This window comes from Sulfitobacter sp. AS59 (genome assembly GCF_038899995.1).
GTDB lineage: Bacteria > Pseudomonadota > Alphaproteobacteria > Rhodobacterales > Rhodobacteraceae > Sulfitobacter.
Genome location: NZ_JBBMQK010000001.1, coordinates 543,722 through 559,101 on the forward strand (window position 1 = coordinate 543,722; position 15,380 = coordinate 559,101).

General features: G+C 57.5%; 16 protein-coding genes. 9 read left to right on the forward strand and 7 right to left on the reverse strand.

From position 1 onward, the window contains the following. Nucleotides 1-8: 8 nt before the first annotated feature. The 5 genes from WNY39_RS02735 to WNY39_RS02755 form a co-directional block, all read right to left on the reverse strand. Nucleotides 9-1,199 (reverse strand): TAXI family TRAP transporter solute-binding subunit, encoded by a 1,191-nt coding sequence (locus WNY39_RS02735; protein WP_342843855.1) that lies wholly within the window; start codon nt 1,197-1,199, stop codon nt 9-11. Nucleotides 1,200-1,738: 539 nt separating this feature from the next. Continuing rightward, nucleotides 1,739-2,506 (reverse strand): SDR family NAD(P)-dependent oxidoreductase, encoded by a 768-nt coding sequence (locus tag WNY39_RS02740; RefSeq protein ID WP_342843856.1) that lies wholly within the window; start codon nt 2,504-2,506, stop codon nt 1,739-1,741. Beyond that, nucleotides 2,503-3,432: an SDR family oxidoreductase gene (locus WNY39_RS02745; protein ID WP_342843857.1), complete on the reverse strand. Its 930-nt coding sequence runs from the start codon at nt 3,430-3,432 to the stop codon at nt 2,503-2,505. The genes WNY39_RS02740 and WNY39_RS02745 overlap by 4 nt, the downstream gene beginning before the upstream one ends. Continuing rightward, a complete protein-coding gene (locus tag WNY39_RS02750; RefSeq protein ID WP_341234693.1) occupies nt 3,429-4,325 on the reverse strand; it encodes a bile acid:sodium symporter in 897 nt (298 codons plus the stop codon). Before WNY39_RS02750 ends, WNY39_RS02745 begins: the two co-directional genes overlap by 4 nt. Beyond that, nucleotides 4,322-5,638: an NAD(P)-binding domain-containing protein gene (locus WNY39_RS02755; protein WP_342843860.1), complete on the reverse strand. Its 1,317-nt coding sequence runs from the start codon at nt 5,636-5,638 to the stop codon at nt 4,322-4,324. The genes WNY39_RS02750 and WNY39_RS02755 overlap by 4 nt, the downstream gene beginning before the upstream one ends. 62 nt (nt 5,639-5,700) lie before the next feature. Between WNY39_RS02755 and WNY39_RS02760 the strand changes: the two genes are divergently transcribed. Further along, a complete protein-coding gene (locus tag WNY39_RS02760; protein ID WP_342843862.1) occupies nt 5,701-6,348 on the forward strand; it encodes a TetR/AcrR family transcriptional regulator in 648 nt (215 codons plus the stop codon). Between the two features lie 53 nt (nt 6,349-6,401). Here WNY39_RS02760 and WNY39_RS02765 read toward each other — a convergent pair whose 3' ends face one another. Further along, on the reverse strand, nt 6,402-7,424 hold the full coding sequence (locus tag WNY39_RS02765; protein ID WP_342843864.1) for a hypothetical protein: 1,023 nt from the start codon (nt 7,422-7,424) through the stop codon (nt 6,402-6,404). Between the two features lie 142 nt (nt 7,425-7,566). Here WNY39_RS02765 and WNY39_RS02770 point away from each other — a divergent pair, with 142 nt between their 5' ends. Further along, entirely contained in the window at nt 7,567-8,565 is a 999-nt protein-coding gene (locus WNY39_RS02770) for a helix-turn-helix domain-containing protein (protein WP_342843866.1), read from the forward strand. A gap of 45 nt (nt 8,566-8,610) precedes the next feature. On the opposite strand, the gene WNY39_RS02775 is transcribed toward WNY39_RS02770, so the two are convergent. After that, the gene (locus WNY39_RS02775) at nt 8,611-9,573 is read right to left on the reverse strand and encodes a LysR family transcriptional regulator (RefSeq protein WP_341234698.1); all 963 of its coding nucleotides are present in this window, start codon (nt 9,571-9,573) and stop codon (nt 8,611-8,613) included. Between the two features lie 137 nt (nt 9,574-9,710). Between WNY39_RS02775 and WNY39_RS02780 the strand changes: the two genes are divergently transcribed. The 7 genes from WNY39_RS02780 to WNY39_RS02810 all read left to right on the forward strand — a co-directional run bounded on the left by WNY39_RS02780 (nt 9,711) and on the right by WNY39_RS02810 (nt 15,380). Beyond that, the gene (locus WNY39_RS02780) at nt 9,711-10,487 is read left to right on the forward strand and encodes a transporter substrate-binding domain-containing protein (RefSeq protein WP_093915365.1); all 777 of its coding nucleotides are present in this window, start codon (nt 9,711-9,713) and stop codon (nt 10,485-10,487) included. Between the two features lie 104 nt (nt 10,488-10,591). Beyond that, complete coding sequence (locus WNY39_RS02785; protein WP_342843869.1) at nt 10,592-11,239, forward strand: amino acid ABC transporter permease; 648 nt, start codon at nt 10,592-10,594, stop codon at nt 11,237-11,239. A gap of 18 nt (nt 11,240-11,257) precedes the next feature. After that, nucleotides 11,258-11,914, forward strand: a complete 657-nt coding sequence (locus tag WNY39_RS02790) for an amino acid ABC transporter permease (RefSeq protein ID WP_341234701.1) — start codon at nt 11,258-11,260, stop codon at nt 11,912-11,914. 17 nt (nt 11,915-11,931) lie between these two features. Then, nucleotides 11,932-12,702 carry an amino acid ABC transporter ATP-binding protein gene (locus tag WNY39_RS02795; protein ID WP_341234702.1) on the forward strand — a complete coding sequence of 257 codons (771 nt, stop codon included), beginning with the start codon at nt 11,932-11,934 and terminating at the stop codon, nt 12,700-12,702. Next, nucleotides 12,699-14,051, forward strand: coding sequence for an aspartate aminotransferase family protein (locus WNY39_RS02800; protein ID WP_342843872.1), 1,353 nt, complete (start codon nt 12,699-12,701; stop codon nt 14,049-14,051). Before WNY39_RS02795 ends, WNY39_RS02800 begins: the two co-directional genes overlap by 4 nt. Beyond that, complete coding sequence (locus tag WNY39_RS02805) at nt 14,048-14,740, forward strand: CoA transferase subunit A (RefSeq protein ID WP_342843873.1); 693 nt, start codon at nt 14,048-14,050, stop codon at nt 14,738-14,740. The genes WNY39_RS02800 and WNY39_RS02805 overlap by 4 nt, the downstream gene beginning before the upstream one ends. After that, complete coding sequence (locus tag WNY39_RS02810; RefSeq protein WP_342843875.1) at nt 14,727-15,380, forward strand: 3-oxoacid CoA-transferase subunit B; 654 nt, start codon at nt 14,727-14,729, stop codon at nt 15,378-15,380. The genes WNY39_RS02805 and WNY39_RS02810 overlap by 14 nt, the downstream gene beginning before the upstream one ends.

Genomic DNA, 15,380 nt, shown 5'->3' on the forward strand with positions numbered 1-15,380 from the left:
GTGTCCGCTTACAGACGCGAGCGGAACCTGCTCAGGCCTTCGGTGTGCTTGGCCATGATTTCAAGGAACGCTTCGTTCTCGAAATTGACCTCAACACCTTGTTCCATGGCATCTTTCAGGCCCGCTTGGCGTGCCGTCATCCACTGGTCCATTTGCTCAATCGCTGCGTTGTTCCACGCATCATCCGCATCGGTCCATTGGCCGATTTCACGCAGGTATTTCACCGTGCCTTCGTGAACCGGGATCGGGTTGCTGTTCAGATAGCCACGGAACAGATCAACAGACATCCGTGCGGCCAAGGCATGCGTTCCTTTATAGGCATCATGCGACTGGTGCATCCATTTCGCCATGTTATAGGCAAAATCAACATCCGCTGTGGCTGGCACAGCATAGACAAAGTTCGACGTCATCGAATTGACGCCCTGCGCCGTCTTCACACCCAAGGAAACCTTGGTCGGGATCGTCATGGGGCGATAGTTCAGATAGCCGTTCCAGCCGTCTTTGTTTTCAGGGTCCATGGCCAGCCAACGGATGCTGCCGGGGGCACCTTCCATTTCAGACAGCACCGATGAGATCGGCGAACAATATGCGACGTCCGATTTACCTTCGACCACCGAACGGCAGTTTTCGCCGTAGCTGGATGCCGGAACAAAGGTGATTTTCTCGGCCGCTTCTTCTGGCGTCAGGCCAACAAAGGCTGGCAACGCCTGTGTAACGGCGCGGACAATCGCGGGGGAAAACACACCCGATGTGACGCGCACGCCGCCCTTGGCAATGTCTTCAAGGTTTTGCAGATCGGAATCGCCTGCCACAACAAAACCCCACGGCGTGTCATTGTGGTGCCACAGAATACGTTGCGCCAGTGGCTTGACCGCAGCATAGCCGCCAACGCCCTCGGTTTGCGATGCCATTTCAGAGGCGGACACAGACGAAATCGCGATATCTTCACGATCTGTCAGGCGCTTATAGCGCATCGGCTCGCTGTCTTCGGGAACGATACGCACGGTGGTACCGGTCTCTTTTTGCAAGGTCGGACCCCAACCGTTTGTCGAGGCAAAGCTGCCCGTTGACGTGCCCGGCGTGCCGATCACCAACAAACGTGGCCATTCGTAATCTTGCGCGATTGCAGCGCTTGAAAGACCCAGCGTGACGGCAAGCGCCCCCAGACCCAGCTTTGCAGTATTATTCAGTTTCTTCATCGTTAATCCTCCCGATTTTTCGAATTATTTATGGCTTTCGGGGAATGGTCTGCTGGCGCAGAGGTCCAATAACCGCCCGAAAAGCATGTGATTTGGCGATAGCTCACTATCGGCAAACGTCCTGATTTCTCAGAATAGACCCGGCCCCTCCCCTTGCCGGCTATACGTGTCGCGCCAAGATGCGATATCTTGCGCCGGTCACGATAAATCTCGCGTTCGGTATCCGTCTCCCAAGGATACACGACTGATTCACTCGGAAAGACTAGGAGCAAATTTACCTTGCGGCAATACCGCAAAGCGGAACGTGGTTCCACAATACGCGAAGTTGTTCTAGGGGGCACTCGACTCCCGCTTTACGGGCGCGACCGCGTACTATCCCCTTATTTTATGGACGATGGCAGCGCCGATATTTTCCCAGAAACCTGCGGAGCAGCCTGCCCAGACAGCCATTTCCCCAGATTTCTGGCAAGTGACGTTACGTACCAAGTTTTCGCGAGCGCGGAAACAACACCGGACAGCCTGCATTGCCGCGCAATGGGCTACGCCGCCCCGCCACCGCGAATTTTGCGGCGCATGGCGAACTGGTACAGACCGGGCGACGCGCGCATCAGTAGGGCCGCAATACGCGCCACGCGGCCCACGGGGATGAATTCACGCCCCTTTTCCACCCCACGCAAAATGATTTTGGCGGCGGCTTCGGGGCTCAGGTGATCGATCCCATCCGCAGCAGAACCGGGGCGCACGATCCCGTCCTCGGACTGTTGCGCATTGCCCGTATTGGTCGCGACAAAGCTGGGCGCGGCGATCAGACATCGCACGCCAAAGGGGGCTTCCTCGGACCTGAGCGATGCGAAAAACCCCTGCATCGCGTGTTTGGACGCGGCATAGGCGGTGCGGTTATGCAGCGGAGCGAACCCCGCGACCGATGAAATGGCCAGATGCGTGCCATGGCTTTCGCGGATCGGTACCACAAACGCACGGGCCATCTCGACCGCAGCGAAATAGTTGATCTCGAACACCCGCCGGTGACTGGCCGCATCGGACCGCGCGAAGGGGCCAATTTGCGACACGCCCGCGTTATAGATTACCAGATCGATTGAGGGACGCATCGCGATAATCCGCGATGCAGCATTCGCCAAGTCGGCCCCATCCGTCAGATCGACCGCCACCGGGGTTCTGGTCTCTGACGCCTCTAGCCCCACAATGCTGATGTCCATCAGCACGCAATGCCAGCCCTGCGCTTCAAGTTGATCGGCCAGCGCCCGGCCCAAGCCGCCGTTTCCGCCGGAAATAACCGCTGTTTTCATAGCCCTGCCTCGCGCCGCCATAGATCAAAAACTTCGGCTGACGTCAGTTCAGGCGTGTAGCCGAACACCTGTTTCAGCCGGTCGTTGGCCAGCACCGGACGATATTGCAAAAACCGCACCTGTTCAGGCCCATATTGCGACAGACCCAGCGGATGCAGCACCGCCAGCACGGCCTTTACGCCCCAAGCTGGCAACCGCAGCACCGGTTTGCCCATGGCCCGCGCCAGATCATCCATAGACAGCCAGCCGTCCCCCGCCACATTGAAAATGCCCGCCGGACCATCGGTCGCCGCGTGTTTGACAATCCGCGCAAGGTCTTGCGTCCAGATGAACACAAACGGGCTGTCGCTGCCCCGGATCGACAGCAGACGTTTACGGCGAAACAGGGCGGTGATTTGATTGTCGACACCCGCGCCAAGAACCGTCCCGACACGCAGGATGACCTGCTCAAGCGCGGGGGTGGTTTCGCGTGCCGTGGCCAACATCTCTTCGACTTGGCGCTTGTGATCGGCATAGGCAAACTCAGGGTTGCCCCGACACGGCGCGTCCTCGGTCAGGGGGACGGGGTTGTCGGCGTGATAGCCGTAGGCCGCACCGGAACTGGTCACGACCAAGCGTTTCACACCATGCGCCGCGCATGCGTCCAGCACATTCCGCGTCCCCGTCACATCCACCGCGAACGCCTGTTCACGGCTCATGCCCGGCGGCGGGGTCACGATGGACGCAAGGTGCACAACGACGTCGGGGCGTTCCTGTCCGATCACCTTATCCGGGTCCGCGCCCGTCACATCCATTCGCCGGAACCGCAAATGGCCGGGCAGACCGGTGTCGGCAAGATCGGTCACCACAAGGTTTTCAGACGGCAAGACAGCGGCCAAGGCGCGGCCCACCATCCCAGCCCCCCCAGTAATCAAAATACGGGTCATCGCGCGGCCACCGTACGTGACATGAACCTCGCCAAGGCAAGGCCGGAAATCGCATGCCAAACGCCCCAGAACGCGGCGACAATCGCCATGCCGCCCAGCCCGCCGAAGAAACCAAAGATCAACACCAGCCCAAGGCCCGAGTTCTGGATGCCCGTTTCAATCGTCACGGCCCGACGGTCAAAAGGGGAAAGCCCCGCAAGGGTCGCCAGCGCATAGCCGCCCCCAAGGCCAAGCGCATTATGCACGATTACCAGCCCCGCGATGCCACCGGCAAACGCAAGGAACAGCCCCCAATTGGCGGCAAGGGCGATCACGATAAAGCCAAGGAAAATCCCCATCGACAACCATTGTAGCGGCATGCGCAGTTTGCGGGTGATATCAGGGCGTTTGGCATTCAGCACCAGCCCAAGGACAAGCGGCAGCACCAGCATCAACCCCACCGTGATTGCAATGCTGACAGGGTCAATCACCGTCGCGCGCAGGATCTCGGCCGAGGGGGGGTACAGGCTGCCCCAAAACGCGATATTTAGCGGCGTTAGAACAATCGCGGCAATGGTGGCAAAGGCCGTCATCGACACCGACAATGCAGCATTCCCACCCGCCCGATGCGTAATAAAGTTAGAGATATTGCCCCCCGGACAGGCCGCAACCAAGATTAACCCAAGGGCAACCGAAGCCTGCGGTTGCGTCACCAGAACAAGCAGGAAGGTCAGCGCAGGCAGCAGCAGAAATTGCGACATCAGGCCGACGATCAGAGGTTTAGGCGCATTCGCCAATATCTTGAAATCACGCGGTTTTAGGTCAATCGCGATTGAGAACATGACAACCGCCAGAATGGCATTCAGCACCATCAACGACCCGGCAGAGAACGCGAGCACAGCTTCGTCAATCATGTCCGGCCTCCTGACAGCTTGGCAATCCACTGGCCCACCGCTTTGCGGTAGGTTGCCTTGTCGACGTAATATGCCATACGCGGCAGGTCGATATAGCTCATGCCGCCCGTCGCCCGCTCGAACCCGCGCGCTTTGGTCTTTTTCAGCTCTCGCGCTTCGGGCGCTCCATCGCGCAGCCCTTTGATATAGCGGATCACCATTTCGGCCTGTTCGTGCCGCCCTTGCCAGCCCAGACCTGATGCCTCGACCATGCCCAGCACGAAAATATCGTCGCGTTCGGGGTGCATGCAATTGAGGTACAAATGCGGTGCCGCACCTTGCCAATTCAGATGTGCATAATCGACAAAGGGGTAATCCAGCTTGTAGCCCGTCGCGGCGAGGATCATGTCATATTCAGCGCTGGTGCCGTCTTTGAAATGTACCGTCTTGCCATCGAAATGGTCGATATCCGGGCGGATCGCAATGTCGCCATGGCCCGCATGGTACAGCACCAGCGAATTCACCACCGGATGGCTTTCGTACAGCTTGTAATCCGGTTTCGGGAACCCGTATTTCTGCGGATCGCCCACGAACCATTTCAAGATCGCCCCGTCCACAATCCGCTTGAGCGCCATGGGCAGCTTGATCGCGCCGCCCATCGTATCGGCGGGTTTGCCAAAGACGTATTTTGGCACAAAGTAATACCCGCGCCGCATCGACAGATCGCAGGACACCCCGTGATGGATCGCATCGACCGCGATATCGCAGCCGGAATTGCCTGCGCCAATGATCAGTACGCGCTTGCCATCAAACTGGCTGGGATGGCGATATTGCGATGAATGGATCAGCTCGCCTGTAAATTCGCCCTTAAAGCTGGGCATGTTCGGTGTGCTCAGCGTGCCGTTGGCGATCAGCAGCCCCGCGAATTCCTCGACATGATCGCCCGCGTCATCACGCCATGTGATGCGCCAACCGTCATTGGGGCCGCCCAGCGGGGTACAGTCCAACACCTTGGCCCCAAAGTGGTAGTGTTTGTGCAGGTCGAAATGCGCCGCGAATTCCTCGAAATACCGTTTCATCTCGCGGTGCGAGGGGTATTCGGCAACCTCTTCGCGCATCGGAAAATCGGTGAATTCTGTCATTTTCTTGGACGAGATCAGGTGCGCTGTCTCGTACATGGTCGATTGCGGGGCATCGATGTCCCACAGCCCCCCCACGCCTGAATTCAGCTCGAACCCCTGAAATTCGATGTCATTTTCCGCCAGCAGCTTTGCCGCTGCCAACCCCATCGGCCCTGCCCCTATCAGAGCAAGCCGTTTATCCGCGTCTCCCATCGCGTCCTCCCCTTGTTGATCCTTAGCTTGAACAAATGTTCAATTTAAGGCAAGGTGTTTTCATGACAAACGTGCAACCCCTTGAGACCAAGCGGAAAAGAGCCCCCTCGAAACGGGCGCTTGAGACGAAAGCCCGTGTTTTCGATGCAGCGGAAAAGATTTTCGCCATCAGCGGATATGATGGTGCCACGATCCGCGACATCGCGGCGCAGGCAGGCGAGCCTGTTGGCACGATCCACCATCATGGGGGCGGCAAGAAAGCGTTGTTTCATCAGACCGTCGCGCGCCGGTCTGATACATTGTCGCGTGTCAGGCTTGCGGCCCTCGATCAGGCGAAATCTGCAGATATGTGGGGGATTGAGGCTGTCATCGCCGCCTTTATGCGCCCCTTCTTTGATCTGTTGGCACAAGATCCCGCATGGCGCGATTACGCCCGATTGGTGGCTTTTGTGTCCTCGGATGACCGTTGGCGCGAAATTTCAGCGGAGTGTTTTGACCCGACGGCCCAGATATTTCTGGCCGAGTTTCAAACGCTTCTGCCACATGCATCCAAACAACAGGTGGCAGAGGGGTTCGCGTTCTCCGTCGCCGCCATGCTTGCGCTGCTGACATCGAAAGAACGTATCGGCGCGTTGGGTGCGGGGCATTCAACAGAAGACGCGCAAATCGACCGCCTTATTGGTTTTTGCGCGGCGGGTATGGTTGTCTGAAAATCCTCTTGCGGCATGGTGATAGCTGCGGCCACCACCATGCCTTATCGTTGTTAGTCCAGGTCAAAGTGATCCACCATCGCTTCAACGATCATGTTCAATACCTGCGCACGGTCCGTGCCTTCGGGATCGGTACAGACCGGATCATCCTTTTCATCAAGCAAGATCGCCTCGCCCGCCGGTTTACACAGCCCTAGCGCGCTAAAGTGCATGGCGGGGGCGATATCCAGAACCCTCGCTTGCGGCACCAAAGCTTCAAAATTGCTGCCCCCTGCACTTGTGTCGGTCGCGGCAAGGCGGTCGTCCCCCTCACCCAATCCGATCAGCAAAAGCGGGGTGTCAAACTCCTGCATATCTGCGGATGTCAGGCTCCATGTCAGGCCGGGGTCAATCGCCGCAACCCGGCTTATCCGGTGATCCTTATAGGATGCGTCATATTTCCGTGCGTCCAGCGTTGCCGGGTCATGTGCGGCCGTGGCCAGTTCGACGCAGAACTGCGACTGGGGGCCCGCGGCCTCGCAATAGGCGAACAGGCCGTCGCGCTTGGCCTGCACACCGCCCAAGGAAAGCGCGGTCCACCCGCCATAGGAAAAGCCAGCGGCGTAAATGCGCGTTTCATCAATGAGGTCCGCAAAGGTCGTATCCCGCACCACGTTGTCCAACGCGGCCGACAAATCCTGCGCACGGGTCCAATGGTTAAATGCGCCGTCCAGATCCAGATCAAAAGTCGTGCTGTTCGGGTGATTGACCGCAATCACGATTGCCCCCCGCGCTGCCAGCCCTGCGCCAAGCCACGCCATCCGGGCATAGTTTCCGCCCCACCCATGTGACATCAGAACGACCGGATATTGCCCAGCCACGGGTTCTGCGTTCTCAAGGACAGGCGCGCCGTAAAACACCGCGTTTTCGCCAAAGATAACTTTGTCCTGCCCGGTGGCCGGAAACATGACAGACATTTCCATCCCGTGACTATGATGCTGAACCGCGATGGTCTGCTCAATCAGCCCCACCTCTGATGCGAATGCGCCGGTCGCGACAGGTACCAGCAAAGCTGCGGCAAAAACTGTATGTTTCATAGGATAACCTTTCGAATAATTGGTTTGAATGTTGACACCCCCATTCAGCCGCTCGCATGGTTTCAGACGACCGATATCCGGTTTCAGGTCGTGCAGATCGGGATTTAGGACCTTTGAGGATTAGAAAAGCGGACGTTTCCTGATGCCAGTTTTACCCGTTCCCATGATTGTCGCTTTACTGCTGCTCGGCTTTGTTCTGCACCGCGTGCTGACCCGAAAAACACATATCACGCTGTTGGTTCTGATCACCGTTTGCGCGGTGCAAAGCGCAATCATCGCGTTGGTCCAATATTATGGCGTCTCTAGCCTACGGATCGTTCAGGCACTTGTTGCCAGCATCATCCCCGCAATCGCCTGGCTGGCCTTTCGACAGGCATCGGCGGGTCATCTGCGCAATCAAAACATTTATGTTCATCTGATAATCGGGCCTGTCCTTGTGGTGATCGGTCTGATCATTCACCCCGACTGGCTGGACGTGGTGATCCCCTCTCTTTTTGCGGGATATGGCCTCGCCATCTTGATTGTTCTGCGCGAAGGCGAAGACAGCCTGCCCCACAGCCGGTTGGAAAACGGCTATCTTATCGTTTTGGTCTGGCGCGTTCTGGCGCTTGCCTTGATCGGGTCTGCGGCCACCGATATTTTCATCGCGGTCCGTCTTGCATCAGGGCATTCGGATATGTTGCTTTGGCTGCCCAGTCTATTGTCGTCGATCACGTTGCTGGTACTTGGTGCACTTGGCCTGTCGCACGCGATAGAAAGCCAGAACGACCCCCAAGCAAAACGCAGCCATGATACAGAGCAAGACAAGGACCGCGATGCTGCGATTATCGAAAAGCTCGAAACCTATATCGCCACGCACAAGCCCTATCTTGATCCTGACCTGTCGCTGTCACGCTTGTCGCGAAAACTACTGGTACCGGAAAAGCAGCTTTCACGCGCAATCAACAAATACAAAGGCGAAAACGTATCGCGCTATATCAATGCCCATCGCGTGCACCATGCCTGTGCTTTGATGCAAAACGACACATCGGTGACCGAAGCGATGTTCGCCAGCGGGTTTAACACCAAGTCGAATTTCAACCGCGAATTCCTAAGGGTCATTGGTGCCAGCCCCCGCGATTGGCTGAAATCACGCGCGTGAACTCCTTAACGGCAAATCGGCGCGCAACCGGAAGCGCCATTAAATTCACCCGATCCCGTAGGTCCGATCTGACACGCCAATGGCAGACAGTTCCGCTTCAATCTCGGCCAGGAATATCGTTTCCGCTTCTGAGTGCCGGCGCGCTGGATTGCTCAGCAGATAAATGCTGACCAGCGGCAGGTCCTCATAGGGGGGCAGCTGGCGGATATGTCCGGCGGCAACATCCTGCTTTGCTACGTGAAGCGGCAGCGCGCCGATCCCGACATTCGCCATGATCATGCGCCGGATTTCGTTCAAGCTGGACGAAACACCGCGCCAGTTACGTGCCAGGTTCAAACGGGCGCGCAGCATCGACACGGCCTCAAGCGGGCCGCCCTCAGCTTCGGTTTGGAAGGCCACAAAGGGCTCCCCTTCCAAATCCTGCGGAGAGATGTCTTTTACATTGAACAAGCGATGCCGCGCCCCGCAAAACAGCCCGAAATATTCATTGTACAGCACCATGGTGTCCAGCTTTTTGGGAATGCGCGGCAGCAGGCAAATACCGAAGCTCGACCGGTTCAAGGTCACCATTTTCTCGACCTCGTCGCTTTCATAGACGGAAAAGGAATAGGTCACGTTGGGGTGGTTTTTCGAAAACCGGTTCAGGAATTCGTCGAAATGCTCTGATATCACGGAGCTGGTAATCGCGATGGACAGATGGCCGCGCAATTCGGCGTTCCCCTCGTCCATGATGGCGGGCAGTTGCGACACGGTGCCAAAGATAGCCGCACATTCAGCGTATAAAACCTGACCCGCGCGGGTGATCGAAAATTCGTTGGGTTTGCGGATCACAAGGGTTTTGCCGAACGCTTGCTCCAGCCGCTTTAGCGCCGCCGACACCGTTGGCTGTTTAAGCCCTAGATAAGTCGCCGCCTTGGATATACCGCGTTGCTCTGCGACCACCATAAAAGTGCGCAGTAAGTTCCAATCGAGGTTCCATGGAAACCGGTTTTGATGCGGTAGTATCATAGTTAAAATCTATACTCATGATGCTTATTATTTATTTGCATGATACAATTCCTCTGTGCAAGTCTTTTTGCAGAGCGGGCCAACCGCCTTTTGTATCACAGGTGACTTAATCACCAAAAACCAGCATGGAGACCAAAATGACTTCTCGTCGTACGATCCTGAAAACTGCCGTTGTTGCAGCAGGCTTTGCCGTCGCGGGCCTAAGCGCAGCCGTGGCCGAAGAGCTTAATACCCTTAAGGAAAAAGGTGTTATTCGCATCGCAATGTCCGGTGCCTACCCTCCCTTTAACTTTGTGAACGATCAAAACGAAGTCGTCGGTTTTGACCCCGCCGTGGGCACCGAAATCGCCAAGCGTATGGGCCTGGAGGCCGAGATCGTGACAACCGCGTGGGATGGAATCATCGGCGGCTTGCTGGCCAATAAATACGATGCAATCGTCGGCTCCATGACCATCACGGACGAACGCGACGAAGTTGTCGACTTTGTCGGCCCTTACTATTCCGACAAGCGCGCAATTTTTACGCAACCCGGATCAGACATCAAAAGCCTTGCCGATCTTGAGGGCAAGAAAGTCGGTTTGACCTTGGGCGAAACCCACGAAGATTGGGCCCGCGCAAAAGGCTATGACATCAACACATACAAAGGCCTGCCCGAGCTGCTGCTTGAGCTGGAAAATGGCCGTGTCGATGCGATTGTGAACGATTCAATCGCGGCCATCCTTGCGATGACAGCGAAAGAGCAAGAATTCGCAATGTTCGACGATCCGGACACGAAACCGTTCGGTGCTGGCATCGCCATCCGCGAAGGTAGCCCCGAGCTGGCAGCGGAAATGCAAAAAGCGTTGGATTCCATGATGGAAGACGGCACCTATGTCGCTTTGGCTGAAAAGTGGATTGGCGCAGACATCCGCTAAGCCTGTTGCCTCTCGCCTGTTCTCGCGGCGAGAGGCACTTTGCCGTGCTGCGCCGTCCGAGCCATGCAGCTAAGCACCACAATAACTGAAAAAGGAGGGGCGACATGGATATTGACCTGATGCTCAAAGTCTATCCGTTCTTTCTTGAGGCGGCAGGACTGACCATATTACTGTCGGTCCTCACCGCGATCCTTGGGCTTTTCTGCGGGATATTGGGCGTCGCCGCCCGCTTGTCACGCTTTGCCTTTATACGATTTCTGGGCGCGGCCTACGTCAGCGTATTTCGTGGCACGCCCGCGCTGATCCAGCTTTTCATCCTGTATTTTGGCGGCCCGCAGATCGGCATCCAGCTTGACGCGTTCGAGGCTGGGGTGATCGGTCTGGGCATCAACGCCGGCGCCTATATGACCGAGACAATCCGCGGCGCGATTATTTCAATCGACAAAGGCCAGCGCGAGGCCGCCCGCACCTTGGGGCTTAGCAATTGGCAGGCCATGTACCAAATCATCCTTCCGCAGGCTGCGCGTCTGATGGTCCGCCCGCTTGGCGTGAACCTGAACATGCTGATCAAGGCGACAGCGCTGGTCGCCGCAATCTCGGTGATTGAGCTTACGTATACGGCCCAACGCTATATCGGATCGACCTACAAGCCCTTTGAAATGTTCCTGCTCGCAGGGGTTCTTTACATGATCATCATCTATGTCGTCGGCCGGGGCGTGACCTGGCTGGACCGCAAAGTACAGATCACCTGATTCGAATAGGAAAAACAGATGGGCCTAGATTTTTCGATTATTCCCAAGCACCTGGACATCATCCTGCTGGGGTGTGCCTGGACAATCGGCATCACCGTTGTCGCCGCGATCATCAGCTTTTTCGGGGGCATCGTCTTTGCGGTGATCGCGCTCTACGCGCCATGGATCATCCGGCAACCGTTTCGCTTGGTTGCGTGGGTGTTCATGGGGACACCGCTGCTGCTGCAACTGTTCCTGATCTATTTCGGCTTGGTGCAAATCGGCATCGACCTGCCCGCCTTTGTGGCCGGGGTCATCGGGCTGGGCCTGCACTTTGCCGTCTATAATTCCGAGCTGATCCAAACCGCGATCCTGTCCGTCGACAAGGGCCAGATGGAGGCCGCACGCACCGTCGGCCTTAGCCGTGGCCAAGCCTTGCGTAAGATCGTGATCCCGCAAGCGGTACGTGCCGTTATCCCGCCCATTGGCAACAACATGATCGCCTTGCTCAAGGACAGCGCCCTTGTGTCGGTGATCGGGGTAAGCGAGCTGACGCTGTCGGCGCAGCGCGTCATCGGGAAAACCTACCGCCCCTTCGAATTCTACATTCTTGCCGCGGCATTCTACTATGTCATCAATCTTTGCATGGAATGGGTGCAGCGTAAAATTGAACGCCGCATTTCGCTTTCCCGCTGATCCACAAGGCCAAAACAATGACCGATAAACAAGACTTCGTAGACGTCCGTCATGCGCAGAAATCCTATGGCAACCTTGAGGTTCTCAAAGACATCAGCCTAACGGTAGAACGCGGGCAGATCGTTGCCATCATCGGGCCATCGGGTTCGGGAAAATCCACGCTTTTGCGCGCCATCAACGACCTTGATCCACTGACCAAGGGCGAGGTTTGGCTGGACGGCGTTCAGGTCAACAAAAAGCTGCCGCATAGGCAATATGAGAAACACATCAATGAGATGCGCCAGCAGATCGGCATGGTGTTTCAACACTTTAACCTGTTCCCACATATGACCGCCCGCGAAAACGTCGCCATGGCCCCCAAGATGCTCAAGGGGTTGTCCAAGGAAGCCGCTGATAAACTGGCCGAAGAGCAGCTTGATAAGGTGGGTATGCTTGAGCGGATCGATTACTACCCCTCGCAGCTGTCTGGCGGTCAAAAACAGCGCGTCGCGATTGCCCGCGCGCTGGCGATGCACCCCAAACTGATGCTGTTTGACGAGGCGACATCGGCGCTGGACCCAGAGCTGGTGGATGAGGTGAACCAGGTCATGAAAAAGCTGGCTGAAGAGGACATGACGATGATCATCGTCACCCATGAGATGGATTTCGCGGCCTCTGTCTGTGATCGCGTGTTGTTCATGGATCAAGGTGTGGTTGTCGAAGAAGGCCCGCCCGAGGTTCTGTTCAAAAACCCCACCAAGGCGCGCACCCGTGAATTCTTGGGCAAACACCTTGGGGCTAACAAATGACCGACGCGGCGTCTTATCTGTTTTACCAGTCCCGCAACCCCCGCCCGTTTCTGGATTACGGCGAGGGGATTTATCTCTTCGACGAAGACGGCAATCGGTATATCGACGGATCGTCCGGCGCGATGGTGTCAAACATCGGCCATTCCAACCCCCGCGTGCTGGCAAAGATCAAAGCGCAGATGGACAAGGCGACCTTTGGCTACCGTCTGCATTTTCGCACCCACCCGTCCGAGGATCTGGCCGCCAAAACTGTCGCGATGACCCCTGACGGGCTGGACCGCGTGTTCTTTGTTTCCGGTGGATCAGAGGCGGTGGAAAGCGCCGTGAAACTGGCCCGTCAATATGCCCTCACCCAAGGGCAACCCAACCGGCACAGGGTCATTTCGCGGTTTCCATCCTATCACGGCTGCACCCTTGGGGCCTTGGATTTGACCGGCTACGATCCCCTGCGCGCGCCCTTTGCCCCGATGATGGAAGGCATGCCCAAGATCGACGCGCCTGCCACCTATCTGGACCGCGATAACCTGACCGAAGAACAACGCGGTCTGAAATATGCCGAATTGCTGCGCGACAGGATATTAGAGGAAGGGCCGGAGAATGTACTGGCCTTTGTGATGGAACCCGTTGGCGGTGCGTCGACCGGGGCCTTGGTCGCACCAGACAGCTATTACGGGCGCATCCGCGAGATTTGCGACGAATATGGCGTGCTGCTGATCTATGACGAGGTCATGACCGGCGCGGGCCGTACCGGCAAATTCCTAGCTGCCGAACATTGGGGCATCACACCGGATATCGTCGCCATGTCCAAGGGGTTTGGCGCAGGCTATGCCCCGCTGGGCGCGATCATCGCGGGCGCGCGTATCGTTGAACCGGTGCTGGATGCGGGCGGGTTCCAACACGGGTTCACCTATGCGGGCAATCCTTTGGCCTGCTCTGCCGGTTTGGCCGTGCTTGAGGAAATGGAAGATCAGGGCCTGATCGAAAACGCCGCCAAGATGGGCGAGGTTTTGATGGCCGAGTTGCGCGCCTTGATGGACCGCTATCCCTTTATCGGCGACGTGCGTGGCAAGGGCTTGCTGACCGCATTCGAATTTGTGTCGGACCGTACCACCATGGAGCCGCTCGACCCCGCGCTGAACGCCTATGACCGGCTGGTTGAACTGGCCTATGCCCGCGGTCTGATCATCTATTCGCGCCGCACGCGCGGCGGCACGGCGGGAGATCATTTCCTGTTGGCACCGCCACTGATCATCACCGAGGCTCAAATCGGCGAAATGATGGTGATTCTGCGCGACGCGCTGGATGCCTTCGCTGCCGAGATCGGCCAACCGGTGGAGCAAGCCGCATGAGGTTCCCCGACAAAACATGCGCGATGGATGCGGCGATTGGCCGGATCAAGGATGGTGATACGGTCATGATCGGTGGCTTTGGTGTGCCCGGCACCCCGATGACGCTGATCCACGCCTTGGTCGCGCATGGCGCAAGCAATCTGACCGTGATCAAGAATGACGCAAACGAACCCGGCATGGGCATCGACCACCTGTTGCAAAGCGGTCAGGTTAAACGTCTCATCACGACCCATCTGGGGCTGAACATCCATGCGATCGAACTGATGAACACAGGCGAGATTGAGGTCGAGTTTACCGCACAGGGCATTCTAGCCGAACGTATTCGCGCGGGCGGGGCCGGGATCGGCGCGATACTTAGCGACATCGGGATCGGCACCGAACTTGCCGCTGGCAAACAGGTCGTTGAAATGGCGGGGGTTTCCTATCTCGTCGAACCTGCTTTGCGCGCCGATGTGGCACTGATCCACGCGGACCGGGCCGATACCTTTGGCAACCTCGCCTTTGCCGCCACTGCGCGGAATTTCAACCCGCTGATGGCCATGGCAGCAGATTGCGTGATCGCCGAGGCGGAAAGCATTGTGCCCCTAGGCGCGATTGCCCCTGATGATGTGCACACGGCTGGTGTCTTTGTCGATCACGTAACCCCGCTTGCCGAGCTGTCAAAGGAATACGCCGTTGTCCAACGCTAGGGAACGTATGGTTGCCCGCGCCGCGCGCGAGATTGCCCCCGGTACGGTGGTGAATTTGGGGATCGGTTTGCCAACAAAGGTGGTGAACCATCTGCCCGCTGATTTCCCCGTGTGCCTGCATACTGAAAACGGATTGACGGGCATTGGCCCGGCCCTGTCACCAGAAGATGCTGACAGAAACCTGATTGATGCGGGCGGGGCCTATGTCTCCACCCTGCCCGGTTCGGCGTTTATGCACAGCGCGGACAGCTTTGCCATCGTACGCTCCGGACGACTTGATCTGACGATGCTTGGCGCGTTCGAGGTCAGCGCCACAGGCGATCTGGCCAACTGGAAAATCCCCGGCAAGTTCAGCCCCGGTGTCGGCGGCGGGATTGAGCTGGCTCAGAAAGCACGGCGCGTGATCGTCCTGACCACCCATACGGACCGCGCGGGAAACCCCAAGCTGAAACAAACATGCACCCTGCCCCTAACGGCGCATCGCTGCGTGTCGCGCATATTCACAGATATGGCCGTGATCGACGTCAGCGCCGATGGCTTTCATCTGGTTGAAACCGCCCAAGGGGTCACCGCCGCTGAAATCGCCGAGGCCACCGACGCGCCGCTGATCCTGCCCGACACCCCGATCCCCACATTCTGA

Bases quoted from the DNA above. Each gene is read 5' to 3' on its own strand.
- WNY39_RS02735 (WP_342843855.1), bottom strand. From the start codon at position 1,199: ATGAAGAAACTGAATAATACTGCAAAGCTGGGTCTGGGGGCGCTTGCC.
- WNY39_RS02740 (WP_342843856.1), bottom strand. From the start codon at position 2,506: ATGAAAACAGCGGTTATTTCCGGCGGAAACGGCGGCTTGGGCCGGGCG.
- WNY39_RS02745 (WP_342843857.1), bottom strand. From the start codon at position 3,432: ATGACCCGTATTTTGATTACTGGGGGGGCTGGGATGGTGGGCCGCGCC.
- WNY39_RS02750 (WP_341234693.1), bottom strand. From the start codon at position 4,325: ATGATTGACGAAGCTGTGCTCGCGTTCTCTGCCGGGTCGTTGATGGTG.
- WNY39_RS02755 (WP_342843860.1), bottom strand. From the start codon at position 5,638: ATGGGAGACGCGGATAAACGGCTTGCTCTGATAGGGGCAGGGCCGATG.
- WNY39_RS02760 (WP_342843862.1), top strand. From the start codon at position 5,701: ATGACAAACGTGCAACCCCTTGAGACCAAGCGGAAAAGAGCCCCCTCG.
- WNY39_RS02765 (WP_342843864.1), bottom strand. From the start codon at position 7,424: ATGAAACATACAGTTTTTGCCGCAGCTTTGCTGGTACCTGTCGCGACC.
- WNY39_RS02770 (WP_342843866.1), top strand. From the start codon at position 7,567: ATGCCAGTTTTACCCGTTCCCATGATTGTCGCTTTACTGCTGCTCGGC.
- WNY39_RS02775 (WP_341234698.1), bottom strand. From the start codon at position 9,573: ATGATACTACCGCATCAAAACCGGTTTCCATGGAACCTCGATTGGAAC.
- WNY39_RS02780 (WP_093915365.1), top strand. From the start codon at position 9,711: ATGACTTCTCGTCGTACGATCCTGAAAACTGCCGTTGTTGCAGCAGGC.
- WNY39_RS02785 (WP_342843869.1), top strand. From the start codon at position 10,592: ATGGATATTGACCTGATGCTCAAAGTCTATCCGTTCTTTCTTGAGGCG.
- WNY39_RS02790 (WP_341234701.1), top strand. From the start codon at position 11,258: ATGGGCCTAGATTTTTCGATTATTCCCAAGCACCTGGACATCATCCTG.
- WNY39_RS02795 (WP_341234702.1), top strand. From the start codon at position 11,932: ATGACCGATAAACAAGACTTCGTAGACGTCCGTCATGCGCAGAAATCC.
- WNY39_RS02800 (WP_342843872.1), top strand. From the start codon at position 12,699: ATGACCGACGCGGCGTCTTATCTGTTTTACCAGTCCCGCAACCCCCGC.
- WNY39_RS02805 (WP_342843873.1), top strand. From the start codon at position 14,048: ATGAGGTTCCCCGACAAAACATGCGCGATGGATGCGGCGATTGGCCGG.